This window comes from Erwinia sp. 198 (genome assembly GCF_003937915.1).
In the GTDB taxonomy this organism is placed as follows: Bacteria; Pseudomonadota; Gammaproteobacteria; order Enterobacterales; family Enterobacteriaceae; genus Erwinia; species Erwinia aeris.
The window spans coordinates 21363-48102 of the sequence record NZ_RHUM01000018.1; the positions used below are offsets into that span (position 1 = coordinate 21363).

Here is a 26740-nt window from a genome sequence, read left to right on the forward strand (position 1 = left end):
TCTCCTTTTAATTATCATTTATCCTTTCATTTCCAATCAGTTCATTCCTGCTCCCGCCTGTGAGATTTTTCATATGTGTAAAATCATCACCCTCCAGTCTTACCAGCGCTCCATCCTCAAGATTTCTGCTTTTGAGTAGCGCTACCAAATCCAGAAGTCTTGCTTGCGTTTTTTCGTGATAGGCCACCCACTTGTCAGCCCCGTACTCCTCCTCTTCCATGTCAACCTTTGCCTTTTTAAGAAGCTGCTCTGTGTATGCCGCAGTAGCTTCCAGCCTGCCTAGCAAGTCTTTGTCCCCTTTCACGCACGTATGATCGCTGCAATTGATACAGTCCCTGAACTTCGTACACGGAGAGATTACGTAGTCATGAGTGCAGTAGCCGAACTCTGTCACGTGAATGGCTGCATGGCCTGTATCTTTGACATCAATACGCCATGAAGGGTTTGCTATAGCTCGTGGGGTGTTGTTTTCTGGTTTAATGCCAATATTCTGCACATTATGCTTAACTGACTCCCGAACCTTCTCTTCCTGGCTGACGTGATTATAGGTTCTGTTTTGTGTTTCCCTCACTCTTCCTGACCACTTGGCCAGTTCAAAATCGCCAAGGCCACCACGTTGTGCAATTGTATTGAGTAAGTGTCTTGCCTGATGACTTCTGAGTGAAAGGCTGTTCCCATTTGCCCATCTATATCCGTGCCTGTCAAAAATTGTTGTAATAGAGTGAGTCCGGCGATACTCAGTGCTTCCCAGGTTGGCGCTAACCAGAGTGGCAGTTGGTCTGAAAAGAGATCTTTGCGTTGTTAAACTTGCACTGAGCTGATACCGGAACAGAAGACATAGTGCGTTGCTGTATCGAATGTTCTTTTCTTTATCGTACCAGGGAAAATCTGGGTAAAGCTCACGGCCCTTACCGGAAATCTCAATCTCTCTTGCATATGTGCGGGCGTTTTCTGAAAGAGTCCTCAGCCTCCTGATAGCTATCTCAGCAACCGGGACCATGACTTCAGGTATCCATTTCACATTTCCACCAAACCCCTTCACGGAATAGAATCTCAGCCCGTACCTCAGCTTTCCTTCCCTGTCCGCCTCACGGATTTCACAATCCGCCGGGAGCGTCAGGATTTCGGTTACTCTGGAAGGTGCGCACATGAGCAATGCAAAGACAGAGCTTATGAACACGTCCATTTCTGAAAGCTGATCATCTGGGAGTGCGAAGATTTCAGCGATAGCATTCAACGACTCTTCGTCAGGCAACTTTCCCTCACGGGCCTCTTGTGCAGTTTTAGTGAGCCTGTTGCTTGCTTCCTGCGCTCTGAGTGGACTCTTCCAGAGCAGTGACTGCATGATCAGGAATTCTTTTTCTCTGAGAAATGAAACCAGTCCTTCCAGTACTTTTCCGCAGGCGTGCGCTACTGCTTTGTTGTATGCGCTTTTTAAGGTAACAACGCACTGGTCCAGAACAGTGAGGTTAACGTACTGAATATGACTCCGCCCATTGACCTGCAAGAGGGCTGCCTCAAGTGTCCTGAAAACGATATTAAGACGCTGATTGATTTTCTTGCCTCCATTCATGTATTGGTAAAGGACATAGCTTTTAGCGAACTCAATAAAATTCTTGTCTAATGGCTCATTTACAATAACAGAGCTTTTTTTGACGCCTTTGACAGGGGTTTTAGTAAAAAGGAAAACTTTTGACCAGTTAACCTCCTCCCAGCTCACAAGGTCGTTTTTATTGAGAGTGAACCGACAGTAGCTCACAAAATCATCTATTTTCTGCGCGCAATATTTTTCCCTGCGCGTTTCGAGCACTCTTAACTTATCATTTTTAATATCATCCATTTAACACCTCCGGGTTTGATTTGATTTCTTTGCACTTATTTATCACCTCTGATACTGCAATAATTGTTCTGTCCAGTATCTGTGTAGTCACAGGATCAGACACTATGCACTGAATCCTGCTACGCTCATCGAGTAAATATACAAGTAATTTTTCATGCGGCCCTTCAACAAAAGGTCTGAAATGCATGCAGGTGTAACAGGGGATGGGCACACATGCTGTGCAGGATTTGCAACTGGCGCATTGCCCTGACTTTTCACCAGTATTTATTCTGATGTTGCCGCCGGGATATTTATCCTCACTTTTGTTAATCAGCACTCCCTGAAACATCTTTGCGTAGTAGCCAAGCTCAGTGGAAACGGCATCTTCGATTTTATTTAAACTATCTGGACCTGACTGAACATAAACGCCTGTATACATTAAAGTGGAATGATCCAGTAATTCTCCTATGACGACTTCTCCATAACCCTCTCTGGCAAGCCGGGTACCTAACGTATAGCGAAACCGCCTGGCATTCATATTTATTACTTTACCCGTCCTTTCCGAGATCACGTCCTCTGTTGTAGCTATTCTTTTGAGCGTTTGGGTACACTTTATCGCATAGGCATGAAGTCTGTCTGAAGCAAGAATCTCATGTAAATTCTCACACTCGACAACCCTCTCAAGCCTTTCCTGACAGACAAAAAATGGTAATTCTAATATCTCCTTCTCCGAGAGTTTTCTACCGAGCTGCTTGCTAAAACTCTCAGAAACAATACGTGCCTGCTCTTTAAATATGTTGAATAATTCATCTGTAATTCTGAATCGCCTGAATGAGGCTCTATACTTCTCACCTTGCTTTATTCTGGGGATATTTATATAGCATTCGTTTATGGCTCTTTCTTTTATGATATCTTTCATTTTTATCTGTGTGATTTGTAAACTTCTTCTCCCTGTGTGAATCGTGATTAAGGCCATTGCCAAATCAGAATAAGATATCGTGCCCTTTTGGTAAGCACGTGAAACTGCATCATAGAAGTTATCAAACTCCATGTCTGTAAGAGGCCCCTGATAAGGGTCTCGTCTTTTGACGACCTCACCCTTTTTATTATCTTTAATCGTCCAGTTATTAATAAGTTCTATACATTTTTCAGTAACCCCCTTAAAGCCTAATTCATGCCACTTCTTGATTAGGATCCTGAGACAAACGAGATCGTGATTAGAGAATTTTTCATTTGACTTTATTATCACCATAATAGCTTCGTCAATTAATTCAAAGCTCATCAATGAAATCAATTTCATAAAAGCCATGTTAATTTGCTTTACAGATACTGGGCTTATTTCTTCTGCAAAATATCTCATTGTATTCACATAGCTGTATTTGAGGTTTTCTGATAGTTTTTCATTGACTTCACCAATATTTAATTTTACATTCCGACTTAATACCCAGAATTTATCATCCATCCTGAATGTGTAACCTTCATTTTTTGCATTACAGATCTCTGCGTGGGCATTTAGTATTTTTATTTTATTCATAAGACACCCCGCTGCGTTTTTGGAAAATAGTATTCTGAATCCCTAGGGCTGCCTGCTCTGATTTTGAAACGATAAATCTTCTGTTGTAAATTCGTGCTGTTCCAGAACCAGGCTCCCAGCCCATATGTCTGGAGCGCATTTGCTCTTGCATTTCTTCACTTACATGTTCAGTACTTTCATCCATCTGCTTTGAAAATAAAAAGTTCCAGGTGTGTCTGAACTTATGTCCAGTCAACTGGCTTAAACCTGAGTCAATGCTTCTCAGTCTGTAAATGATCTTATGGTAAGAAGGAACGGACAGAGGATCGCCACGTGTCTCTCCTTCTTTGTGAGTAATAAAAAGGTACCCGTGCTTTTTCTTTCTGATATTGGCTTTTCTTTCGCCTGTAATATATGAATGGAGAAGTCTGGTCAGTTCGTCAGACATGGGTAAATTTCTTTCAAGCGTTTTTACAAGGGGCTGATTGACTCTTGTATCCTCAATACTGTCAGCCCTTCGTCTTATGAAAAGCATTTGCGATGCAAAATCAATATCTTCTACTCTCAGATTCAATAACTCTCCACACCTTATCCCTAATGAATGTAATACCGTGATTATAAGCTGATTTCTCTGCCGAACTTTTTTGTCGAATGGATTAAATTCACATTGCGGTTCAATAACAGAAAGAAGGATTTTCAGATCTTCTTCTTGAATTGTTTTATAGACGTTTGCTTCTGAATTCCTGTATTTTATTTTCGGCCTTCTGGCTTTTATTTTTTTCACAAAGTAGTAAGTTTTCCTGTAACCATCGTCTATATTTTTTATAGTTAGCTGACACAACCATTCGAGATACTTTGCTATTGTCGTAAGCCGTATGTACTTTGTCGCACTGCATACTCCAGAATGATGATCTTTGATACTAATCACTTTCGCAGATCTCATCCTCTTCCCGACAAAATCCCGCAGAAGATCAATTTCGTTGTTATCCAGGAATCTGGCTGTTTGAATTCGCTCTTCAATGTCTATGTTGCGTATAAAAAGAAACCGATAAAAAATTGCGATACACCCCGCCTGAGTCTCAATTGTTTTTATCGATTCATTACTGTTTCTCAATTGTGTTGTAATAAATAAACATGGATAAAACACCGGAATACCTGTTTTCTTGTTTTTTATAATGCAATAGCGCTCACCATTTTTCATTTTAAACGTTTTAATACCAAATCTTTCCATAAACTCTCCTTTTTTTTCAGTTAAATTTTTTGCAAAACAGGTATAGGTTAAATATTCAAAAACAATGACCTATTCAAATTTTACAAAAATATTTTATTAATATGCCGTTTAACAACTGTCAATAAAGGAGGAGGCTAAATATTCTTTCCAAATGTTAATCAGGTATATATTAGGCATGTTCTATTTACCTGATACCTTAAAAACACTCCATGCAGCTTGATATAACTGACTTTGCATTATCTCCGCAAAGAATTTTGCAAAATTTAAGCTGCTTTGGCTTGCAATCCTTTCCATTTTTATCGACAACTTCCACGACATTAATTTTAAATAACACAACTATTTAACTAGTCAATAGTTGCTTTTATTTTATAATTGGTTATATATAAATAAAAAGTTAGGGGGAACCTATGATTGACATTAAAAACAACATGGAAATTATGTGGATATACTTCCCTGAAAATGAAAATGAAATCTTGCAAGAATTAAATGAATCATCCGCCTTCGATTTTTACGAACGCTACCTATTAGAGTTATCAGCAAGTGAGTTCCTTGATTTCTTCCAATATTTATTGGACTACAAAATCGACAATAATTTTGATGATAAACATTCAATATCTCAACTAATTAGCTATGGCTTTGGTCAGAAACCCACTCTCGACGGAGAACCACAATTCGAAAACTTTCATTCTATTCAATCACGTGTTGCCGATCTTAGAAGCGAACATTTAACTCAACGGATTAAAAATGAACAGGAAGTGCTGGGTTCGAAGATTGAACTACAAGAAGAAACCATAAAAAAGCAAGATAGGTTGTAATTCATATATGTGCATGGGACCATGCATATGGTACACGGCCCCATTCTTATCAATGCTATATTAACCCTATAAAAATACAATTTATTTAAAATAACCTTACAACTTAAAATCCTTGAATTCATGTTCAGATTTAAACAAAAGGATCATTTTGGCCAATTTCTCAACATCTGCTTTCTGCTTAAATAAAGTCATCCATATTGAAAAGACTGCGTACTGTATTTTAAATTCAAGTTCGAAAATAGCAGATAGTGCCCCCTTTATGTTTCCTGAAAGATATTCCCCTAACCAGTAAGTAATACTTTCAGAAAACCCATCATTACACATGGCTGCAACTGCATCATGATCGAATCTTTCATCAAATGCTTGTTTACTCATGGCCGAGAAATATTTATTAGTACTGATAAAATCTTTCAGTTTCATATTAAAGCCCTCTTAAATGGTTTCGTTTCGTGATTTAGAAATTAACACCTCAATCCATTCATCAATCTCACCCTCAATAAATGCCACCGCACGAGAGCCAATCTTGATAGGTTGAGGAAACTGCTTGTTCCTAATAAGCTTATAAATCCATGACTTGCTATAACCTGTTTTATTTATTACCGCACTTAAACGAATGAGCTTTTTATTTGAAATGTTCATGCTGACGCTCTCTCTTCTGTTTCGATGAGAGCTACATTACCAGGAAGAAGGTTGGCGGGGTGAGTGTGGCTCGTGACAGCGGAGCCACTGGAGGCTGGGTCAGTTGGAATCAGAGAGTTTCATGACGTCTGAAACTCTCATATTTTTAAGGTGGGGGTTTCGATTTATGAAGAAGTTGAATTGGCGAATGAAATCGATGGTTGCTGCTTTCATAGCCAGTGGTCTATCAGCGTCTTTGATATGGTAGTTAAGACGGATAGCTGTCTCATCGTCTTCGTCTGTGTACAGCAGTCTGGAGAGCCGGTCGTCTGAAACGCGCAGGTCATACATCTTTGCCCATAAAAGAACATCGAGCATTGCTATGAGACGATAAGAGATAACCTTCTTGATTGTGCCGTAGCCGAAGCGCACAGCCCCTGATTCGTCAGCTTCAATCCCCTTAACGCGTCTCCATTGTGGAAGAGCTGATTTGATAGACTCTGCAATTTCATCGTCTGTACCACTCGCAAGATCGATTTCTAAAAGAACCGTGTTCTCACATATCTCTGACATAACCGTTGATACATAGGCTTCATGGTGGGGAAGATTTACGCAGTACTCGTCACTATCTTGTTCCCATGAGAACAGATTGACCCGGAGACCCGTTACGCTAAGTTGAGCAAGGCGGCTTATGTCTGTAATAAAGATATGCGGTGGGCTTTGAAGAGTTTGATCATCTTGCATGTAGTTAAGCTGTTCGGGCTCAAAGAGAAAAGGCTTGCCGTTGAAGATCTGTCTCATGTATCCACCGAGGCCAATCTTTTCCTCGTCTGTGGGCCAGGGTTTAAAGAGCAAGGCCCTTGCCCACAACTCATGGTAGAGGCAGTTAAGCGTGGTTTCTTCGAACTTTCTATAGTTTGAAATGTTCAGCCAGGATTTGACTGCTTTGGTGTCTTCTGTTGACCAATTTTTCAAAGCTAACTCCTTCACGATCTCTCTATGAAAAGAGTATAATCAACACTGTTTAATCAACGCTATATGGCTGTTTTGAAGAGAAAAACTTTTGTTGGTATCATTGTTGGTATAAATGATTGCAGATAAAATTATTCCTTCAAAATAAAACACTTAAACTACAGTTCGATTCCTGCAGGGGACACCATTCATGCACCATCCTGTGTTTTCTTTCTTCTCCTGACGTCCGCTTAATCTGCTGAAACCCACCTGAACGGCTGGCCGCGCCGCGTACAGACATTGTATTAATTTTTATTCGCCTGGCAGCAGCCATAGCCAGCCAGCGTGCACAAGAGTAAGGCCCATAAAAACTGGTGGAAATGCCCTAATCCAGCGGCTTAACCGGCAGGCGCAAGCCCGATAAGGCTGATTTCTTCAGCATGGCGCTTATTAAGATTTATTTCCCACTGCCCGATGCAGGACTGGCGAGCCTAAGTGTCCTCGTTGATTTCCGTAGCAACAGCAAGACACATTTTGCGCCGGTACTCTTTCCATTTATCTTGTGCTTCTAAAACCTTTGTCCATACACATCACCGTAGGTTTCACCGGTATTTTCTTTGCCGTTAAATGCACCAATGTTATTGGCTTTCATCCTTTTGACGGTTTCTGAAATTAAAACGTCGAGCTGTCTGTTGCCGTTAGGCTTTTTTGGAATAGCAGCCCGCATCAGGGCCAGGGCGTTATGTCCCCCTTAATAAAACATATCAACGATAACGTCTCTGGTTTTCTTGTCCAGCCTCGTCCACAACGGTGCTCCCGATACAAATTTAGCTACTTTAGCGCACAGGCTACGTGCTTCGTTCAGCCTTGTCTGAAAATACTCAATCCACTATGGCATAGCGGAAAAGGCGCCTTTACAAGACAGATAAACCACGTTGTACAGCAATACCGGGACATAAAATATATTCCTTTTACTACCGGCGTTTCCTTGCCGGGCACGCGTTTATTTATGATCCCGTCGATAAAGCTGCCACTCGTCGATGTGCTCGCCGGAAGGCAGCGTGCAGTAGCCCCTCTGTCCCTGCTCGGTTTTCACAATTTCCGATGTACCGCCCTGCTCAACACACCAGGCCGCCGCAGGGTTTTTCATGTTCAGCGAGGTCGGTTTACTGACATTATGCGCACAGCTGGCTGCCAATAAGGCACAGATAAACAATAAATTTTTTCTCATTATCACCTCTGTTAAGATGGATCCCATTGCGTCTCATTATCAGTCAGATAACAATGCTAAGCGCACCAGTTTAAAGTGTGGTACGTCAATTACCGCTCACTGAATTAACGATTAACGCCAAAGGATTGGGTTTTATACTCGCTTCAGCGCCCGAAACGGCCGACTAACGACAAGGAATGCTCTATGCGAACCGCCACTTTTACCCTACGTCTTACCCGGGACGTCAGCCAGTTTCTGCTGCCGGATCTGCGCGCGCTGCTGCCGCCGGAAAGCGTACAGTTTTTTTTCAACGAGCTGGATGAGGAGTGGCATTACACGCTGCTTTGTCTGCAAAGCGACCATACCTGCTCGCTGACGGTTTCCGCTATCCTGGTCTGGCATCAGCTGAAGAAAATCCATGTGATGCGCTACCGATCACCGCAGCTACAGCAGGCGCTTGCTGACCCTTCCTCTGCGGAGCTTTACGCCCTGCTACAGGTGCCGGGCGCGGTGCTTTATCTTTCCTGACGCCCGCACGGCCAGGATTTGACGCCGTTATCCTGCGGTATTCCACTGATTGGTTTTTACGCGCCCGCCGTAAACTCACCATAAAGTAACTGGAAAACCGTACCGGAGTCCTCCCTGATGCCAGATAAAGATCCTGTTGTTGAACGTCTTACCGTCGAGCTGCTTGCGCTCAGGCAGATCGTGCAGATGCTGATTGCCTATGGCAACGTGCCGACCGGCGGCAAGCTGAATAAATACCTGCAAAAAGTGGCCGATGATACGGAACAGCGCGAGGATCATCGCGGGCCGAACAAAGCCATTGCTGAGGCTATCCGCAGCTATATTAAGTAGGTTCCTGACCTCGCCAAGGCGAGGTTTTTTTGCCCTTCCCGCTTATCCTCTTTGATTTTGTTACATTTTCCCTCCAGCAACGTTGAGCGCTTTCAGCCAGGCTTATCGCATTGATGTAATGCGACCAGTAAGGGAATGTGATGACCAGACCAGACTACCGCCTGTTAACTTCCGCCACGCAGAATAAAGATACCGCTTTCAGCCAGCAGGAAAGAGCGGACGCGCATCTCGAAGGGCTGCTGCCGTCTGCGGTGGATTCGCTGGAAACGCAAATGCAGCGTGTGCTGGAACATCTGGACAACAAACCCGACGATATTGAGAAGTATATCTATTTGCAGGAGTTGGCTGACCGCAACGAAACGCTGTTTTACGCCACGCTGATGTCCGACCCGGTTACTTTTATCCCGCTGGTTTACGATCCGACTATCGCCGATGCCTGCCGAAAATATGGTCATATCTATCGTCGCCCCAAAGGTATGTACCTGACCCGGCAAATGAAAGGCCGACTGAAAGACGTTTTGCGTAACTGGCCGCAAAAAGAGGTGCGCTTTATCTGCGTTACCTCTGGCGGCCGCATCTTAGGGCTGGGTGACATCGGTGCCAACGGCGCACCCATTCCCGTAGGCAAGCTGCAGCTTTATACCGCCTGCGCCGCCGTGCCGCCTCAGGGACTGCTGCCGGTGCATCTGGATATCGGCACCGGCAATGAACAGCTTCGGGACGATCCGCTTTATACCGGCCTGCGGGAAGCCAAGCTTGACCAGTCGACGCTGGACGAACTGCTGGATGAGTTTGTCGCCGCCGCCAACGAGGTGTTTCCCGGCTGCTGCATTCATTTTGAGGACTGGCAGGGCGACGACGCCATCCGTTATCTACAGCGCTACCAGCAGCAGGCGCTGGTGTATAACGATGATATCCAGGGCACCGCCAGCGTGGTGCTCGCCGGCCTGCTGACCGCGCTGGAGACAACCGGCGGCAGGCTGGCGGAACAGCGCGTGCTGTTTGCCGGGGCAGGTTCGGCAGGCACCGGCATTGCCAATATGCTGGTTGATGCAATGGTGCAGGAAGGCGCCGATCGGGAACAAGCGCAACAGGCGATTACGCTGTTTGATAAACAAGGACTGATTATCTCCGGGCGCGACGACCTGAATGCGTCGCAAAAAGCCTATGCGCACGATATACCCGCAGAAACCGATCTGCAAAAAGTGGTTGAGCGCGTTAAGCCCACCATGCTGATTGGCGTCAGTACTCAGGGCGGACTGTTCAGCGAAGGCGTGGTAAAAGCGATGAGTAAGCTGAACGACCGCCCGATTATTTTTGCGCTGTCCAATCCTGGTGACAATGCGGAATGCACTGCCAAACAGGCCTATGAATGGAGCAACGGCAAGGCGCTGTTTGCCGCAGGCGTACAGTTCGACGAAGAGAAAATTAACGGTGAGACGCGCTACCCAGGCCAGGCGAATAATTTTTATATTTTCCCGGCGGTCAGCCTGGCGATTTACGCCGCCAGACCGGCACGCGTGAACGACAAGCTGTTTATCGAAGCGGCCCGCCTGTGCGCACGGCAGGTCAGCCAGGCGGAGCGGGAAAAGGGTAAGCTCTATCCTTCCCAGGCGGATATCGTTAAAACGGAAATCGCCATAGCCAGCGGCCTGGTACGCTACCTGTTTAAGCACGATTTGGCCGGTGTGGAAGAGCCGCAGGAGATTGACAGCTGGCTGCAAACGCTGATCTACAGGCCCGATTACGCCTGATAAAGATCGGCAATCCTTTATTCTCAAGGCATCGTTCTTCTCCATAAAGCGATGCAGGCACCAAAACAAATAACCCGGCACGATGCCGGGTTTTTATCAGTTAGCGTCAGGCCACTTTGAACGCGGAGATATCCTGCGCCAGCTGGGCGGCTTCCGTGCGCAGCGCTTCGGTGTTTTCCGCCGTCTGCGTCACCAGCAGCAGGTTTTGCTGAATGCCGCGCTCCATCTGCGACACCGCCAGGGTGACCTCACTGATGCCTTTACTCTGTTCGTCGCCCGCTACGCGGATTTCACCCACCACCTCTTTCACTTTCAGCACGTCGTTCACCAGGTCCGCCAGCTTCTCGCCCGCGCCTTCCACCAACCGACTGCCGGCCAGCACCGTGGTGTCGGACTCGCTAATCAATGCTTTGATCTCCTGCGCCGCAGCGGCGCTGCGCTGCGCCAGAGCACGCACTTCCGCCGCGACCACGGCGAAGCCACGCCCCTGTTCGCCCGCCCTGGCCGCTTCCACCGCCGCGTTCAGCGCCAGAATATTGGTCTGGAAGGCGATACCGTCAATCACGCTGAGGATTTCGCCCACGCGGCTGGAGGACGTTTTGATCGAAGCCATAGTAGCAATTACCTGATTCATTACCTCGCTGCTGCTACGGGCGATCTGCGCCGTCTGCTCCGTAAAAGAGTCCGCCAGACGGGTATTTTCCGCATTCAGCTGAACCGTGGCGTTGAGCTGCTCCATTGCCGCCGCGCTCTGCTCCAGCGCCGCCGCCTGATCGCTGATTTTCGCCGAGAACGCCTGGTTGCCTTCCGCCAGCGAACTGGCGCTGGCGGCCACGTTGACGCCGCTGGCCTGTACGCTGGTGATCACGCCTGCGATTTTATCGACGAACTGGTTAAACGACACCGCGATTTCGGCGATTTCATCTTTACCGACCGTGGCCAGACGACGGGTCAGGTCGCCGTCGCCGTTAGCGATTTCATCCAGCGCCGCACGGGTTGATTCCAGCCTTGCCGCCAGACGACGGGCAAACAGCCAGACCAGCACCAGCAAAACCACCAGCGCGGGGATCAGCACGATAAAGATATCCTGCAGGATATTATCCGCCAGCGCGGTGACTTTCGCCTGCGGCGTTACCAGACCAATAATCCAGCCGGTATCGGGCATCCTGAACAGCGTGATCTGCGCCTCCTTATTCAGTACGCCATCCTGAATATGATTCAGGGTGGTCATAGTTTTATTTTCCGCGATGCCCTTCAGCACCGGCGCCAGCCAGGGTTTTTCTGCCGCCAGCGCGCTGAACTTCTTCAGCGCCTTATCTTTGCCGCCGGGGAAATAGAGCACGTTGCCCGCGCCATCCAGCGCAAAGGCGTAGCCGCCGGTCAGATTGCCGTGTCTCTGCATAAAACCGGAAAGATTATCCAGCAGCACGTCAAAAGTCGCCACGCCGGCAAACTTTTCGCCCTGCACGTAAGGCACGCTACAGGTGACCATATTCACCTGGGAAATCGGATCCTGATAAACTTCCGACCAGCTGCATTTGCTGCGCGACGCTTCCCGAGCAGAGGTATACCAGCTCTCGTTATGGTAGCCCGCGCTGCCCGGCTCGTTGTAGCCGTCTGACCAGACCAGCGCGCCGCCTGCGTCACGAGACCAGAAGAAGCTACGGCGAGCAACGCCTTCGGTAAAGGCGTTGGGTTCCGGCCAGATACCGCCGCCCGCAATACTTTTATCGCCCTTGCTGTCGATAATCTGCGGCAGCACGCTTTTCACCAGCGTCTCCTGGTGCGGCAGCACTTCCGCCAGGCGTGCCATGCTCACCACTTCACCTTCAATGCGCAGCAGCTGCTGATTCAGCTGGCCCACGATGTTTTCACCGGTTTGTTGGATCAGGCCGTTGCTGGCCTCGACCACGCGCGGCTGTCCGCGCAGGGTGATAGCGAACCAAACCAGCAGCATGGTTAACAGCAGCATCAAAATGCCGCCAAAGATCAATTTCCCTGACAGACGAACTGGTATCCCCGGCATAATGTACTCCTCAAAACAGAACGGTGGCAAAACGGTGCCTGAATAGTTTAATTGCGCGATATTTCGTCAGCGCTTATGCAAACTATCGGCAAGCCTGGCTAAAACCTGAACGCGCCTGCCGGGGGATAACGCCCGCAGCGCAGCATAAAACCCTGAGGAAAATCCGATTTGATTTTGCCACAGCGGCCAGGCTACCCTGACGCCGCGCAGAACGTCTGCTTCTGTGTCATAACGCGCTGTTTTCGCGCGTTCTGGGCTTACCTGATTAGAGGGAACTAACCGTATGCACCATTTTATTCTTGCGCAGCTCAACGCGTTCGCAGTGCCCTGGGCGCCGCTGATTGCGCTCGTGGCCGTTCTGGCCGTCATCCTGCTGATTTCACTGATAGCGCACGGCCTGTTACACCGCTTGCTGCTGCCTCTGCTGCGGCGTATGGCGGAGAAGTCGAGCCGTCAGTGGCCAAAATCGCTGATAGACAACAAGCTTTTCAGCCGTTTTGCGCTGCTGATGCAGGGCGTATTTCTGCAGATCCAGCTGGAGCTGTTTCTCTCCGGCCTGGAACCGGCCTACAGCGCGCTGATGATCCTTAGTGAGGTCTGGATCATGATATTCGGCCTGCTGATGTTCTTCTCGCTGCTGGATATCTTTCTGGAGCTGTCGGAGAAAAGCGCGATGGCCAGCCAGATGCCGCTGCGCGGGATTTTCCAGAGCCTGAAGCTGATTGCCGCGCTGCTGGTGGCGCTGATGATTATCTCGGTGCTTATCGGTAAATCGCCGCTGGTGCTGCTGACGGGTTTGGGCGCGATGACCGCCGTGCTGATGCTGGTCTTTAAAGATCCCATCCTGGGGCTGGTGGCCGGGATCCAGCTCTCAGCCAACAATATGCTGAAGCTGGGCGACTGGCTGGATATGCCGAAATATGGCGCGGACGGCTCGGTGGTGGATATCGCGCTGACCACGGTAAAAGTGCGCAACTGGGATAATACTATTACCACTATTCCCACCTACGCGTTGATTTCCGACTCGTTTAAAAACTGGCGAGCAATGTCGGAGTCGGGCGGCCGCCGTATCAAACGCAGCGTTAATATCGATACCACCAGCATTCACTTTCTGAACGAAGATGAGGTGGTCAGACTAAAGCGCGCTCAGCTGCTGACGCCCTACCTGGAAAGCAAAATGCAGGAGGTTTCGGCCTACAACGCCGGTCTGGATACCAGCACGCCGCTGAACGGTCGCCGCATGACCAATATCGGCACGTTTCGCGCCTGGCTGGAAGCCTGGCTCAGGGCGCATCCGCACACGCATAAAGGCATGACGCTGATGGTGCGTCAGCTGGCGCCGGGCGCGGACGGCCTGCCGCTGGAGATCTACGTTTTTACCAACACCACCGTCTGGCTGGAATATGAAAGGATCCAGTCCGATATCTTTGACCACATTTTTGCCGTTCTGCCGGAGTTCGGTTTGCGCGTGCACCAGACACCAACCGGCAACGATCTGCGTAACCTGCGCATCCAGTCGGCGGAGTAGCACCCCGGGCGGGCGCAGCCTTGCGCCCGTCGCTTCGCCTGCTTTTGTTCGCTGCTGTCCGCCTGCGCCAGTCGTTTCGCCTCTGTTCCTGTCTGCCTGTACCCGTTGCTTTCCTGCTTTCGCTGCGTTTTACGCCGCCGTTCATGCCGTCTCTGCGGCATTTCATTCCTGAATGACGGCAGTTCATGCCCTCTTCGCCCCGCGTTGTTAAAACCCGCCGTATTCTGTGCTTAATTTATTACTCTTTCCGGGAGCATCCCCATGAGCACACCAACCTTCGGTTCTCGCGTTCGCTGGCTAACCCTGGCCGGCACCATTATTACGCAGTTTGCGCTGGGCTCGGTTTATACCTGGAGCCTGTTCAACGGCCAGCTCTCCCACAAGCTGGAGGCGTCGGTTAGCCAGGTCGCCTTCTCTTTCGGCCTGCTGAGCCTGGGGTTGGCCATCTCCTCTTCGCTGGCCGGAAAGCTTCAGGAACGCTTTGGGGTGCGCAACGTGACGATCGGCGCGGGCGTGCTGATGGCTTTCGGCTTCTGGCTGACCTCGCAGGCCGACAGCCTGTTTATGCTCTATCTGAGCGCGGGCGTACTGGTTGGTCTGGCCGACGGCGCGGGCTACCTGATGACGCTTTCCAACTGCGTAAAATGGTTTCCTGAACGCAAAGGCGTGATCTCGGCCTGTGCAATTGGCGCTTATGGGCTGGGCAGCCTGGGCTTTAAATTTATCTGCAGCTATTTGCTGAGCGTAAACAGTCTGGAGCACACTTTCCTGATCTGGGGAGGTATAGCGATGGCGATGATTATTGCCGGCGCGCTGCTGATGAAAGACGCGCCGAAACAGCAGGCGGTAGCAGGCGATGTCGCCAGCACTCGCGACTTTTCGCTGACCCAGGCGGCGCGTCTGCCGCAGTACTGGATGTTAGCAATAATGTTTCTGACCGCCTGCATGAGCGGGCTGTACGTAATTGGCGTGGCGAAGGATATTGGCGAAGGCATGGTTAATCTTTCCACGCAAACCGCAGCCAGTGCCGTTACGGTTATTGCTATTGCCAACCTGAGCGGTCGTCTCGTGCTGGGGGTGCTTTCCGACAGGATGGCGCGCATTCGCGTGATTACGCTGGCGCAAATCGTTTCGCTGGCGGGCATGGGCATTTTGCTGTTTACTCATATGACCGAAAGCACCTTCTTTATTTCCGTAGCCTGTGTGGCCTTCAGCTTCGGCGGCACCATCACCGTTTATCCTTCGCTGGTCAGCGATTTTTTCGGCCTGAACAACCTGACCAAAAATTACGGTCTTATTTATCTGGGCTTCGGCATCGGCAGCGTGCTGGGCTCGCTAATTGCTTCGCTGTTTGGCGGCTTTATGGTGACCTTTAGCCTGATTATGGCGCTGCTGGTGCTGTCGCTGATTATGTCGCTGACTATCCGTCTGCCGAACTGTCCGGTTAAAACAACGGAAGGGCTGCGCCAGGCGCAGCCGCTGTAGTTAACACGTCTTACCTGACTTACGCCTGTCGGAAAAGCGGTTCCGGCAGGCCCGCAACGGCGACCTCCACGGCGAACACATCGCCAGACTGCGGATAAGCCGCCAGCTCCTCTGCGCTTCGATCTTCGCGTGAACTCGTAATATAAAGCGTTTTCAGATCCGGTCCGCCAAAAGCGACCATCGTCGGCCAGCGTACCGGCAGCGGGATCTCGTCCACGATTTCGCCGGTGGCCGGATTAAGACGAATAACCCGCGAACCGTCAAACATCGCCGACCAGTAGAACCCTTCACTGTCTACCGCTGCGCCATCGGGCAGGCCGCCTTGTTCCTGCACAAAATGCCGGATAACTTCACGCGGGCCGATATCGCCCCTGTCATCGACCGGATAGCGATAAAGCACGCCGTTGGGCGTGTCGGTGTGGTACATCCATTTATCATCAGGCGAAAAGGCCAGCCCGTTAGAAATTTTGATATCTTCCGCCTCGACGGTCAGGCGCAGATGCTCGTCCAGGCGACAAAGCTTGCCGCCGTTGCGATCCTGCGGCTCCCAAAGGCTGCCGCACCAGAAGCGGCCGTGCCGGTCAACGCGGCCGTCGTTAAAACGGCTGAAGGCCGCTTCGCCGGGATTGGGCGCCACGCGCCGGGTAATGATGCCTTCTTCATCCAGCAGGCAAACGCCGCTGCGCAGCGCCGCCACGAAGCCGCCCTGCTCGTTCAGGCCAAAACAGCCGATATGTTCCGGCACCGGCATAATTTTATGCTCGCCGCTTTGCGGATCGAAGCGATGCAGCGCGGGTGCCAGAATATCGACAAAGTAAAGCGCCTGTTCGCGCACTGACCAGACCGGGCACTCGCCCAGCTCTGCCTGAGCCGCCAGCACATTTTTAACCTGATAACGCATAGCATGTCCTTGTCTTGAAAAATTGCCTTAAGTCTATCGTATAAATCTCTTTCTGCCGTTATTAACGCAAATTTTCATAAAACCGGAAACAGAAGTTGATTTAAGAACATTCTGTGTTAAAAGTCGCGCTTTTAAGCCTTCTCTTATTTCATTCTGAGGGAAGAAATCGCAAAATTTCCATACTGAATTATTTGGAAATATTTACTCTAATAACTCTACAAAAGCGGCATTATTCCTCCACTTTTGTTTTGTAGAGTGTTAGCTATTGGAAAGCGAGAGAGTAAGAATAATGAAACTAATTAGATCGATTGCGCTTCTAGGCGTAATAAGTATGCTGAGCGGCTGTATTATTCATGACGGCTATCGCGGCCACCACCATGGCGGGCCGGGCTACCATCACGGCGGACACCACGGCCATCACAGGGGCTGGTAGAAAATTATAAATGGGTGAAGTTCTTTCATCCTGAAAGCGGGCAAAGCCTGCACACGGCAATATAAAAATAAAATGCAGTCTTCAAGGCGGGTAATTACCCGCCTTCTTTTATTAGCTTTTAATGCTGTAATTACATTGATACCAGGCTTTCATTAACCCTGGCAGCCGACTTTCCTGCGGCTTTATCGGATCGACTTTATCAAAACCGCGCTCCGCGCAATAATGCTCAACGTCCTGCTCCATGGCCGTTTTGTTTACCGTGTCGGGATCGAAACGATAAAGCACGCTATTTACCGCAGGATCTTCTGCCACCTTTTCAAAAGCACCGGGCTTGTGGGAAGTACAGCCAGCGGACAGCAAAACAGCGAGCGCCAGCGCGCCAATTATTTTTTTCATCTTAACTCCTTTCTTTGCCGACGCATTCTACTTAAGCGACACGGCGACACCATCGGAAAAAACCGCTTTTGCACTTCTTTAACCGTACTTTGCAATCTTTTACCGATTGAATCGATTCAGGCTGCCGTGTAGCGCCAGGCCAAAATGAATGCCAATATACTTCCAGACACAGCGACATGTCTGCGCAACACCAGGAATTTTATTTATAATTACAAAGATTTATGCCCGCGGCGAGCGGGCTTTTTTTTGCGCTAAATTCGGGAAGCGGACGCCAGTATATTCGCTGCGCTCGCTGAGAAATTGGCCTGAAGTGCCGTTGTCTCTCAGTCGGCGCGCACGTCGACCAGCACCGGGCAGCTGGCGCGCTCAATAACGGCAGCGCTAACCGACCCTTTCAGCAGGCGATTAAAGGAAGAGAGATGGCGGCGGCCCATAATAATCATCGCGGCGCCAATCTGATTGGCGTGGGCCACGATAGTTTCGGCGGATTCGCCCGCCAGCACCCGCCCCGTGGCGCGAACGCCGCTGCCCTGCAGCTCCGCCAGCGCCTGGCGAACGGCGGCTTCCGCCGTATTCTGCTCGTCCAGCGCGCTACCGAAATCGCCGGGATCTTCCCCCGCCTCAATCACGTAATCCGCCGTGGTGCTGGCATAGCTGGCGTCGACGCAGCACAACACCACCACGTCCGCGTCCAGCGCGCGCGCCTGCTCGGTCGCCAGGGAAACCACCTTGCGCGCCAGCGCCGAATTATCCACCGCCACTAAAAGCTTTTTCATTTGCCACTCCTGTCAGTCACGTAAAGTCGCTTTGCCAATTTCATCCACCAGAGCCTCTTTGCACTTCAGGATCTCTTCGCGGAAGAGCGATTCGTGCTTTTGAAAACGGGCAGAAGGCACCAGCAGGCTGATGGAAAAGCGTCCCAGTATGGTATCTATCGCTACCGCCATGGTGGAGATCCCTTCCAGCGTCTCGCCACGATCGTAAGAGAGACCGGTACGGCGGATTTCCTGTAGTCTTTCCATCAAATCGGGATACGCTTTGACGGTCAGTTCAGTGATCGCTTCGTAGGCATCCCCTACCCACGCCCTGGCCTCTTCGTCGCTGTCCAGCGCCAGCAGCGCGCGGCCGCCGGAAGTGCTGTAAAGCGGCAGGTTGAGCCCGATGCGCGGCACCACGCGCAGCTCGCGATCGGCGACCACGTAATGCACGATAGCCAGCTGTAATCCGCTGGCGCGGGCCAGCGACACCGTTTCGCCCGTGGCATCGCTCAGCGCCTGCAGCCACGGCTGCACAATCGCCACCACATCGGTGTGCACGCTGGCGATCAGCCGCAGCAGCGCCGGACCGAGACGCACGCCGCCCGCGCCGTGACTACGCACCAGCTGCACCGAATCCAACGCGCCGACGATACGCTGTACGGTTGAGCGGGGCAGATCGACGGCCTGGGCGATTTCGCCCAGGCTCATGCCGTTGGGGCTGTCGCCCAACGCGTCCAGAATTTTTGCCGCGCGTGAGATAACCTGGATACCGCCGGTACGCTCCTCGTCGCGTAAAGCTGCAGGTTCAGACATGAGATCTCCTTCCTTGTTGATGGCGATACTGTAGCACTCTTTTCCCCTCTCCGGCAGGCTGTACCGCATTGCAATACAGCCAATCACCATGTAATATCTGCCGCCAATGTATCACAATGCAATACAGTGCATCACTTCATCTTTTCTTGCGGAGCACCGGCTATGAACGCTCAACCCGCAGCCCCGGCTAGCCACCCTTTTACCCTGCGTCTGGCGCTGGGTTTGGTGGGCGTGCTGATTGCTGCGCTGACCTCAGGACTTAACGATCGCGTAACCGATTTAGCGCTGGCCGACGTTCGCGCCGCTATCGGTTTTAGCTACGATCGGGCCACCTGGATTACCTCGGCCTATCAGGCTGCCGAAGTGGCGGCGATGATGGTCGCACCCTGGTTTGCGGTAACCTTTTCGCTGCGCCGCTTTGCGCTGGCCGTCGCGTTTGGTTTTGCGCTGGCCGGTATACTGCAGCCCTTTGCCGCAACGCCCGGGCTGTTTATCGGCTTGCGCGTTATCCAGGGGCTGTTCGGCGGCGCGCTGCCGCCGCTGCTGATGACGGTAGCGCTGCGTTTTTTGCCGCCGGGCATCAAGCTTTACGGGCTGTCCGCCTATGCCTTAACCGCCACTTTCGGCCCCAACATGGCCGCCTCGCTGGCGGCTTTCTGGACCGATGCCGTCGGCTGGCAGTTTGTGTTCTGGCAGATTGTGCCGCCGCTTCTGCTTGCCGGCGTGCTGATTGGCTGGGGGTTGCCGCAGGATCCGCTGCGCCTGGAGCGTTTTAAGCAGATAGATCTGTTCGGTATGCTGACCGGCTGTAGCGGCGTCGCGCTGATGGTGCTGACGCTGTCGCAGGGCGAGCGGCTCGACTGGCTGCAATCGCCGTTGATTGTTGGCATGCTGTGCGCGTCCATCGCGCTGCTGGTAGCGTTTTTAATCAACGAGTGGTCGCATCCGCTACCGTTATTTAAATTGCAGCTGCTCCAGCGCAAAAATTTAACGCACGGGCTGCTGGTGCTGGCTGGCGTACTGCTGGTGGCGCTTTCCGGCTCCGCCCTGCCTTCGGCCTATTTCGCTCAGGTGGCAGGGTTCCGCACCGTGCAGTTTGCGCCGCTGGCGCTGGCTATCGGCCTGCCGCAGCTGCTGATTGCGCCTTTTATGGCTTTCCTGCTGAACCTGCGCTGGGTTGACTGCCGCTGGATGCTGACCTGCGGCGCAGCGCTGCTCAGCGTGTCGTGCCTGATGGGCGCGCAGCTGACCGACGACTGGGCCAGGCAAAACTTCTGGCCGATCCAGCTGCTGCAGGCTTTTGGACAGCCAATGCTGATCCTGCCGGTGTTGATGAGCGCCACCAGCGTGATCCTGCCGCCGGAAGGGCCGTACGCCTCGGCGATGTTTAATACCGTGCGCGGCTTTTCCAGCGTGGCAGCCGGCAGCCTGGTAGAGAATTTTCTGACCCACCGGGAAAAATTTCACTCGCACACCCTGGTCGATCGGCTGGGCAATAGTCCGTGGCTGATGACGGCGGCGAACAGCGCCGACGCCTCAGCGATGCAGCCGCTGCTGCCGGACGGTTCAGCCAGCTCGGCCGAAAATTTGGGTCATTTTGCCACGCTGCTGAAGCACCAGGCGGTGATCCTCAGCATCAGCGACGCCTACCTGCTGCTGATCGGCTGCGCGCTGCTGCTGGTGCTGCTGACCGCCTGGCTGCCCAAACGCGTCTGGCCGCCGCAAACCCTTATTCAAACTCAAACTAAAGCCGTGAGATAATAACAATGTTCACACCTGCAAAAAGAACCTTAACGCTGGCCGCGCTGCTGCTGGTACTGCTGGGGATCGCCTTTTTCGTCTGGTCGGCCATGAGCCGCCATCAGGCCCGCACCGATGATGCCGTAGTGACCGCCGACTACACGGCCATCGCGCCGAAAGTTTCCGGCTATATTCGCACTGTTAACGTTGGCGATAACCAGCAGGTAAAAGCGGGCGACGTGCTGGCGACGATTGACGATCGTGACTACCGGGTCGCACTGGAAACTGCCGAAGCCAACCTGGCGGTCAGCCAGGCGAAGCTGGCCAGCGTTCAGGCCCAGCTTGAGCAGCAGCAGGCGACTATTGCGCAAAACGACGCCGCCGTCGCGGCCAGCCAGGCAACCCTGAACTATGCCGGGCAAAATGCCGAACGCTATCGCCGCCTGCTGAAAAGCGGCACCGCCACGGCGGACGAGCAGCAGAAAACCAGCGCATCCATGCAGGAAGCCGCGGCGCAGCTGCGTCAAAGCCAGGCCGCCGCGCTGGCCGCCCGTAAAGAAGTGGGCGTGCTGGAAGCCAGCCTGCGCCAGGCCAAAGCGGATATCGCCGCGTCAACCGCCAGCGTCGATCAGGCTCGCCTGAATCTTTCTTATACCGTCATTAGCGCGCCGATCAACGGCGCCGTCGGCCAGCGAGCGGCGCGCCAGGGCGCCTGGGTTGCCGCCGGAACGCGTCTGATGGCCGTGGTGCCACTACAGCAAACCTACGTGGTGGCAAACTTTCTGGAAACGCAGCTGGCTGGCGTACAGGCCGGCGCTGGCGTTACGCTGAGCGTGGACGCGCTGCCGGGCGTTACGCTGCGTGGTCATGTGGATAGCATAGCGCCTGCCACCGGCTCGACGTTTGCCGCTATCACCGCCGATAACGCAACGGGCAACTTCACTAAAGTGGCGCAGCGTTTGCCGGTCAAAATCCTGCTTGAACCAGGTCAGCCCGATCTGGCGCGCCTGAAGGTGGGTATGTCGGTGGTGCCGGAGCTGGCCCGCTGAACGGACGCAGGCGGTTTATTCAACGCCCGCGCCTGAAGCAGGCTCCTGAAAAAAAAGATAATTCCTGGAAATGTCGGCTTTATTTTGCCGCCCGCTGCGGGTAAATTAGCAGGCGTTCCCGTGACGAAAGCTGACGGCCTGAACCGGAAAACGCGGCGACGCAGGTTCAGGCTATCATCGCTCAAAGGAGTTTTTCCGTGAAATATGCATTAATGGGCATTTCGTTTTTGTTGCTGGCCTGGGCTGGTACCTTCTATCTGATGCTGTAGCCTGCCTGATAACGAAAAAGGCAGGCGCTCAGCCTGCCTCTGGCGGCCCTGGTCCGCCTGCTACTCCGCCTCGCTTTTTACCGTTCCCGGCAGAACGCCGTCGGTGCGGAACATCGCCTTAATCCCTCTTACCGCCTGACGAATACGGTCGCTGTTTTCAATCAGCGCAAAGCGCACGTGCGTATCGCCATAGTCGCCAAAGCCGATACCTGGCGAAACGCAGACTTTCGCCTCCTGTAGCATATGCTTAGCGAATTCCAGCGAACCCATATGCGCATAATGGTCCGGGATTTTCGCCCAGACATACATCGAGGCCTTGGGCATTTCTACCATCCAGCCCGCCTCGTGCAGCCCTTTCACCAGCACGTCGCGGCGGCGCCTGTACTGCTGCGCGATATCCCGTACGCACTGCTGATCGCCCTCCAGCGCGGCGATGGCGGCAACCTGCAGAGGCGTGAAAGTACCGTAATCGTGGTAGCTTTTGATCCGCGCCAGTGCGGCGACCAGCTCTTTGTTGCCGACCATAAAGCCGATACGCCAGCCCGCCATATTGTAGCTTTTAGAAAGCGTGAAAAACTCTACCGCCACGTCACGAGCGCCCGGTACTTCCATAATCGAAGGCGCTTTCCAGCCGTCATAGACGATATCGGCATAGGCCAGATCGTGGATCACCAGCACGTTATATTGTTTGGCCAGCGCGATCACTCGCTCGAAAAAATCCAGCTCAACGCACTGCGCAGTGGGATTGGACGGAAAGCCAAGGATCATCATTTTGGGTTTGGGATAGCTTTCGCGAATGGCGCGCTCCAGCTCGTTAAAGAAATCCACGCCTTCCACCAGCGGCACGGATCGCACCTGAGCGCCCGCGATAACCGCGCCGTAAATGTGGATGGGATAGCTGGGATTCGGCACCAGCACGGTATCGCCATGATCGAGCGTAGCCAGCATCAGGTGCGCCAACCCTTCTTTCGAGCCGATGGTCACAATCGCTTCTGACTCCGGATCGATATCCACCTGATAGCGATCGGCATACCAGCGTGAAATTGCCCGACGCAAACGCGGGATGCCTCGCGAGGTCGAATAGCCGTGCGTGTCCTCTCGTTGCGCCACCGAGCAGAGTTTTTCAACGATATGGGGCGGCGTAGGGCCGTCCGGGTTGCCCATGCTGAAATCGATAATATCTTCGCCGCGACGGCGCGCCGCCATTTTCAGTTCGGCAGTGATATTAAAAACATAGGGCGGAAGGCGTTCAATACGGGAAAAACGGCGTGCGGAGCTGTCAGCCATAAAGACCTCTGAGTACGTTAGCGCCCGGAACCGTCCGAGCGACGCTGACCAGAAAATGGTCGAAGCTCCAACATAGCGCAGAGTTCGTCAGCCTGTCGAGCCGAATTAATCTGTTTCCAGCTTGCCGAACCGCCAGTCGTTAACCCACTCTCCACGCAGCAGATAATTTTCCCGCAGCGTGCCCTCAAGCCGGAAGCCGTTTTTTTCCAGAATGCGTCGGGAAGGCCAGTTGCCCTCCACTACCTGCGCGGTCAGCTTGTGGAAGCAACACTGGGTGAGCAGGTAAGCGGCCATCGCGCCAAGCGCCTCGCTGCCGTAGCCCTTGCCGGTATAGCGGTTCAGCAGGGAGTAGCCGACTTCGGCCTGCCGGCAAGGCGTCCATTCTGCATTCGCACCTATCAGCCCTATCGCCTCGCCGCTTGCCCGCAGCCGCACGGTTAAACAAAGCATATGCAGGCTGGTTACCTGCCAGGGCTGTAGTCGGGTCTGAAAGCGCTGCCGGATATCCGCCAGCTGCGGGACGGCACTAATAAACTGCATACTGACGGGATCGCTGTGCACCTCGTGGAACAGCGACCAGTCTTCCGGCTGGAGCTTTTCCAACAGCAATCTTTCGGTCGTTAACTGCATGATACATCCCCTTTTTGTTACCAGGGTTTCCCCTTTTCACCCCGGGCTCTGCAGCGAGGCTACCTTGACACCTTACGCACGGCTAATCGTAGCAAAATTGATCCAGACAGGGATTGGCTGAAATCGGCGCGCGCTTGCCTGGCGCATCCCGCTCGCTTTCCTTATTATGTCGCTACTGTTTCTCCGCCAGCCGAGGCGCTTGTGCATTCGATGTTTGAGATGTTGCTTGCGGTATTAGATCGCGCCGCTCTTATGCTTATCTGCCTGTTTTTTATGACACGCACCCGTCATTTTCGTCAACTCTTACAGAAAGACGAGCACTCACGTCAGGAGCTGGTGGCGGTAACGGCTATCTTTTCGCTGTTCGCGCTGTTTGGCACCTGGAGCGGCATCAACGTTGATGGCTCGCTGGTGAACGTGCGCACCATCGCGATTATGGCCGGCGGGATCCTGTTTGGCCCGTGGGTCGGCATTGTTACCGGCGTGGTGGCCGGACTGCACCGTTTTTTAATCGATGTCCACGGCGTTACCTCGGTGCCCTGCCTCATCACCAGCATTATCGCAGGCGTCGCCGCAGGCTGGATTAACCTGAAGGTCGCCAAAGCGCGGCGCTGGAGCGTCGGCATTATAGGCGGCATGCTGTGTGAGTCGTTGACGATGGTCCTGATCCTGGTCTGGGCCAGGCCTTACGCGCTGGGCCTGGCGATCGTCGAAGAGATCGCCGTGCCGATGATCCTGGGCGCGGTCAGCATCGGCCTGATCGTGCTGCTGATCCAGAGCGTCGAGGGCGAAAAAGAGGCGATAGCCGCCCGTCAGGCCAAGCTGGCGCTGGATATTGCCAATAAAACGCTGCCGCTGTTTCGCCAGGTCAACAGCCGTTCGTTGCGAAAAGTCTGCGAAATTATTCGCGACGATATCAGCGCGGATGCGGTCGCCATCACCAATAAAAATCAAATCCTGGCCTATGTCGGCGTCGGCGAGCAGAATTACCGCGAAGGCGACGACGGCATCAGCCCGACCACGGCCAGGGCTATCGCCAATGGCGAAATTATTATCCGCAACAACGATGAGGCGCACCGCACGCCGGAAATTCATTCGATGATAGTGATCCCGCTGCGGGAGCTGGGCGAAGTCACCGGTACGCTGAAAATTTACTATCGTCATGCGCACCGCATTACCTGGTCGCTGCGGGAAATGGCTATCGGCCTGTCGCAAATTATCTCCACGCAGCTGGAAGTTTCCCGCGCCGAGCAGCTGCGTGAAATGGCGAATAAGGCCGAGCTGCGTGCGCTGCAAAGCAAAATCAACCCGCACTTTCTGTTTAACGCACTGAACGCCATCTCGTCGTCGATCCGCCTGAATCCCGATACCGCCAGGCAGCTTATCAGCAACCTTTCGCGCTATCTGCGTTACAACCTGGAGCTGAACGACGACGAAATCATTGATATCAAAAAAGAGCTTTATCAGATCAAAGACTATATCGCCATCGAACAGGCGCGTTTTGGCGATAAGCTGACGGTTATTTATGAAATTGACGAGGACATCAGCTGCTCGCTGCCCAGCCTGCTGATCCAGCCGCTGGTGGAAAACGCTATCGTGCACGGCGTACATCCCTGTCGCGGCAAAGGTGTGGTCACCATCAGCGTACAGGATGCGGGCGAGCGGATACGTATTGCGGTGCGCGATACGGGCAACGGCATTAGCGAAGAGGTGATCCAGCGCGTGGAGCGCAACGAGATGCCCGGCAACAAGATCGGCCTGCTCAACGTGCATCATCGTGTCAGGCTGCTTTACGGCGAGGGGCTGCATATTCATCGCCGCCATCCGGGTACCGAAATTGCTTTTTATATCACCAAAAAAGGGGCAACTCTGCCCGAACGTGTTTCACTGACGGCTTAGGGCCGCACTCACCGGGAAAGCGATGTGAAAGCCATTATTGTCGAAGACGAATTTCTGGCGCAGCAGGAGCTGAGCTGGCTGATCCGCCAGCACAGCCAGCTGCAAATCGAGGCCACGTTCGACGACGGGCTGGACGTATTGAAATATCTGCAAAACCATCAGCCGGACGTCATCTTTTTAGATATTAATATTCCGTCGCTGGATGGCGTGCTGCTGGCGCAAAACATCAGCAAATTCGCCCATCGTCCGCATATTGTCTTTATCACCGCCTATAAAGAGCACGCGGTAGAGGCCTTCGAGCTGGAGGCGTTTGACTATATCCTTAAGCCCTACCATGAAATGCGTATTATCACCATGCTGCGCAAGCTGGAAAATACGCTACAGCAGGCCGCGTCCGGCGGCACAGACAGCCCGCGTAGCCAGGTGCACACCATTAACCTGACGCGGGACGAGCGCATTATCGTGACGGATATCAACGATATTTACTATGCCGAAGCCCATGAGAAAATGACGTTTGTTTATACGCGGCGGGAAGAGTACGTGATGTCGATGAATATTACCGAGTTTTGCAGTCGGCTACCCGAAGAGGCTTTTTTCCGCTGTCATCGTTCTTACTGTGTGAACCTGAGCAAAATCCGCGAAATTGAACCCTGGTTTAACAATACCTATATGCTGAAGCTGCGCGACCTGGAGTTTCAGGTGCCGGTCAGCCGCAGTAAAGTGCGGGAGTTTCGCCAGCTGATGCGGCTGTAAAAAA

26 protein-coding genes are annotated in these 26740 nt (G+C 52.2%); 12 read left to right on the top strand and 14 right to left on the bottom strand.

Annotation, left to right across the window (positions count from 1 at the left end):
- Positions 1-7: 7 nt before the first annotated feature.
- From EGK14_RS19935 to EGK14_RS19945, 3 genes are read right to left on the bottom strand one after another with little or no spacing between them, the layout of a single operon-like run.
- Positions 8-1840, bottom strand: coding sequence for an integrase (locus EGK14_RS19935; RefSeq protein ID WP_125290832.1), 1833 nt, complete (start codon positions 1838-1840; stop codon positions 8-10).
- Positions 1833-3353 (bottom strand): site-specific integrase, encoded by a 1521-nt coding sequence (locus tag EGK14_RS19940; protein ID WP_125290833.1) that lies wholly within the window; start codon positions 3351-3353, stop codon positions 1833-1835. The genes EGK14_RS19935 and EGK14_RS19940 overlap by 8 nt, the downstream gene beginning before the upstream one ends.
- Positions 3346-4563 (bottom strand): site-specific integrase, encoded by a 1218-nt coding sequence (locus EGK14_RS19945; RefSeq protein WP_125290834.1) that lies wholly within the window; start codon positions 4561-4563, stop codon positions 3346-3348. Before EGK14_RS19945 ends, EGK14_RS19940 begins: the two co-directional genes overlap by 8 nt.
- A 407-nt stretch (positions 4564-4970) precedes the next feature.
- Here EGK14_RS19945 and EGK14_RS19950 point away from each other — a divergent pair, with 407 nt between their 5' ends.
- Positions 4971-5378, top strand: a complete 408-nt coding sequence (locus tag EGK14_RS19950; protein ID WP_125290835.1) for a hypothetical protein — start codon at positions 4971-4973, stop codon at positions 5376-5378.
- A 96-nt stretch (positions 5379-5474) separates the two neighbouring features.
- Here EGK14_RS19950 and EGK14_RS19955 read toward each other — a convergent pair whose 3' ends face one another.
- From EGK14_RS19955 to EGK14_RS19975, 4 genes are all read right to left on the bottom strand, one after another.
- A complete protein-coding gene (locus EGK14_RS19955; RefSeq protein WP_125290836.1) occupies positions 5475-5798 on the bottom strand; it encodes a hypothetical protein in 324 nt (107 codons plus the stop codon).
- 12 nt (positions 5799-5810) lie between these two features.
- Positions 5811-6017 carry an AlpA family transcriptional regulator gene (locus EGK14_RS19960; protein WP_125290837.1) on the bottom strand — a complete coding sequence of 69 codons (207 nt, stop codon included), beginning with the start codon at positions 6015-6017 and terminating at the stop codon, positions 5811-5813.
- A 99-nt stretch (positions 6018-6116) separates the two neighbouring features.
- Complete coding sequence (locus tag EGK14_RS19965) at positions 6117-6971, bottom strand: DUF6387 family protein (RefSeq protein WP_125290838.1); 855 nt, start codon at positions 6969-6971, stop codon at positions 6117-6119.
- Positions 6972-7950: 979 nt separating this feature from the next.
- Positions 7951-8178 carry a DUF333 domain-containing protein gene (locus EGK14_RS19975; protein ID WP_125290839.1) on the bottom strand — a complete coding sequence of 76 codons (228 nt, stop codon included), beginning with the start codon at positions 8176-8178 and terminating at the stop codon, positions 7951-7953.
- 183 nt (positions 8179-8361) lie between these two features.
- Here EGK14_RS19975 and EGK14_RS19980 point away from each other — a divergent pair, with 183 nt between their 5' ends.
- The 3 genes from EGK14_RS19980 (at position 8362) to EGK14_RS19990 (ending at position 10769) form a co-directional block, all read left to right on the top strand.
- Complete coding sequence (locus EGK14_RS19980) at positions 8362-8685, top strand: hypothetical protein (protein WP_125290840.1); 324 nt, start codon at positions 8362-8364, stop codon at positions 8683-8685.
- Between the two features lie 117 nt (positions 8686-8802).
- A complete protein-coding gene (locus EGK14_RS19985; protein ID WP_125290841.1) occupies positions 8803-9015 on the top strand; it encodes a hypothetical protein in 213 nt (70 codons plus the stop codon).
- A gap of 140 nt (positions 9016-9155) precedes the next feature.
- On the top strand, positions 9156-10769 hold the full coding sequence (locus tag EGK14_RS19990) for an NAD-dependent malic enzyme (RefSeq protein ID WP_125290842.1): 1614 nt from the start codon (positions 9156-9158) through the stop codon (positions 10767-10769).
- A 106-nt stretch (positions 10770-10875) separates the two neighbouring features.
- On the opposite strand, the gene EGK14_RS19995 is transcribed toward EGK14_RS19990, so the two are convergent.
- Entirely contained in the window at positions 10876-12795 is a 1920-nt protein-coding gene (locus EGK14_RS19995; protein ID WP_125290843.1) for a methyl-accepting chemotaxis protein, read from the bottom strand.
- A gap of 283 nt (positions 12796-13078) precedes the next feature.
- On the opposite strand from EGK14_RS19995, the gene EGK14_RS20000 reads away from it, so the two are divergent.
- Complete coding sequence (locus EGK14_RS20000) at positions 13079-14323, top strand: mechanosensitive ion channel family protein (protein WP_125290844.1); 1245 nt, start codon at positions 13079-13081, stop codon at positions 14321-14323.
- Between the two features lie 261 nt (positions 14324-14584).
- Complete coding sequence (locus EGK14_RS20005) at positions 14585-15808, top strand: MFS transporter (RefSeq protein ID WP_125290845.1); 1224 nt, start codon at positions 14585-14587, stop codon at positions 15806-15808.
- A gap of 19 nt (positions 15809-15827) precedes the next feature.
- On the opposite strand, the gene EGK14_RS20010 is transcribed toward EGK14_RS20005, so the two are convergent.
- A complete protein-coding gene (locus tag EGK14_RS20010; RefSeq protein ID WP_125290846.1) occupies positions 15828-16709 on the bottom strand; it encodes an SMP-30/gluconolactonase/LRE family protein in 882 nt (293 codons plus the stop codon).
- Between the two features lie 289 nt (positions 16710-16998).
- On the opposite strand from EGK14_RS20010, the gene EGK14_RS21350 reads away from it, so the two are divergent.
- Positions 16999-17142: a hypothetical protein gene (locus EGK14_RS21350; RefSeq protein WP_199746503.1), complete on the top strand. Its 144-nt coding sequence runs from the start codon at positions 16999-17001 to the stop codon at positions 17140-17142.
- Between the two features lie 111 nt (positions 17143-17253).
- Here the strand turns inward: EGK14_RS21350 and EGK14_RS20015 are convergent, their stop codons facing one another.
- The 3 genes from EGK14_RS20015 to EGK14_RS20025 form a co-directional block, all read right to left on the bottom strand.
- The gene (locus EGK14_RS20015; RefSeq protein ID WP_125290847.1) at positions 17254-17538 is read right to left on the bottom strand and encodes a hypothetical protein; all 285 of its coding nucleotides are present in this window, start codon (positions 17536-17538) and stop codon (positions 17254-17256) included.
- 323 nt (positions 17539-17861) lie between these two features.
- Positions 17862-18314 carry a universal stress protein gene (locus tag EGK14_RS20020; RefSeq protein ID WP_125290848.1) on the bottom strand — a complete coding sequence of 151 codons (453 nt, stop codon included), beginning with the start codon at positions 18312-18314 and terminating at the stop codon, positions 17862-17864.
- Between the two features lie 12 nt (positions 18315-18326).
- Positions 18327-19109 (bottom strand): IclR family transcriptional regulator, encoded by a 783-nt coding sequence (locus EGK14_RS20025; protein ID WP_125290849.1) that lies wholly within the window; start codon positions 19107-19109, stop codon positions 18327-18329.
- A gap of 162 nt (positions 19110-19271) precedes the next feature.
- Here EGK14_RS20025 and EGK14_RS20030 point away from each other — a divergent pair, with 162 nt between their 5' ends.
- From EGK14_RS20030 to ypdK, 3 genes are all read left to right on the top strand, one after another.
- Positions 19272-20870 carry an MFS transporter gene (locus EGK14_RS20030; RefSeq protein WP_125290850.1) on the top strand — a complete coding sequence of 533 codons (1599 nt, stop codon included), beginning with the start codon at positions 19272-19274 and terminating at the stop codon, positions 20868-20870.
- 5 nt (positions 20871-20875) lie between these two features.
- Positions 20876-21898, top strand: a complete 1023-nt coding sequence (locus tag EGK14_RS20035; protein WP_125290851.1) for an HlyD family secretion protein — start codon at positions 20876-20878, stop codon at positions 21896-21898.
- A gap of 197 nt (positions 21899-22095) precedes the next feature.
- Positions 22096-22167: a membrane protein YpdK gene (ypdK, locus tag EGK14_RS21930; protein WP_125290871.1), complete on the top strand. Its 72-nt coding sequence runs from the start codon at positions 22096-22098 to the stop codon at positions 22165-22167.
- 60 nt (positions 22168-22227) lie between these two features.
- Here ypdK and alaC read toward each other — a convergent pair whose 3' ends face one another.
- Both alaC and EGK14_RS20050 read right to left on the bottom strand, forming a co-directional pair.
- On the bottom strand, positions 22228-23454 hold the full coding sequence (gene alaC, locus EGK14_RS20045; protein ID WP_125290852.1) for an alanine transaminase: 1227 nt from the start codon (positions 23452-23454) through the stop codon (positions 22228-22230).
- Positions 23455-23559: 105 nt separating this feature from the next.
- Complete coding sequence (locus EGK14_RS20050) at positions 23560-24084, bottom strand: GNAT family N-acetyltransferase (protein WP_125290853.1); 525 nt, start codon at positions 24082-24084, stop codon at positions 23560-23562.
- Between the two features lie 219 nt (positions 24085-24303).
- Between EGK14_RS20050 and EGK14_RS20055 the strand changes: the two genes are divergently transcribed.
- Positions 24304-25983, top strand: a complete 1680-nt coding sequence (locus EGK14_RS20055) for a sensor histidine kinase (RefSeq protein ID WP_125290872.1) — start codon at positions 24304-24306, stop codon at positions 25981-25983.
- A 24-nt stretch (positions 25984-26007) separates the two neighbouring features.
- Positions 26008-26736 carry a LytTR family DNA-binding domain-containing protein gene (locus EGK14_RS20060; protein WP_125290854.1) on the top strand — a complete coding sequence of 243 codons (729 nt, stop codon included), beginning with the start codon at positions 26008-26010 and terminating at the stop codon, positions 26734-26736.
- The last annotated feature ends 4 nt before the right edge of the window (positions 26737-26740 follow it).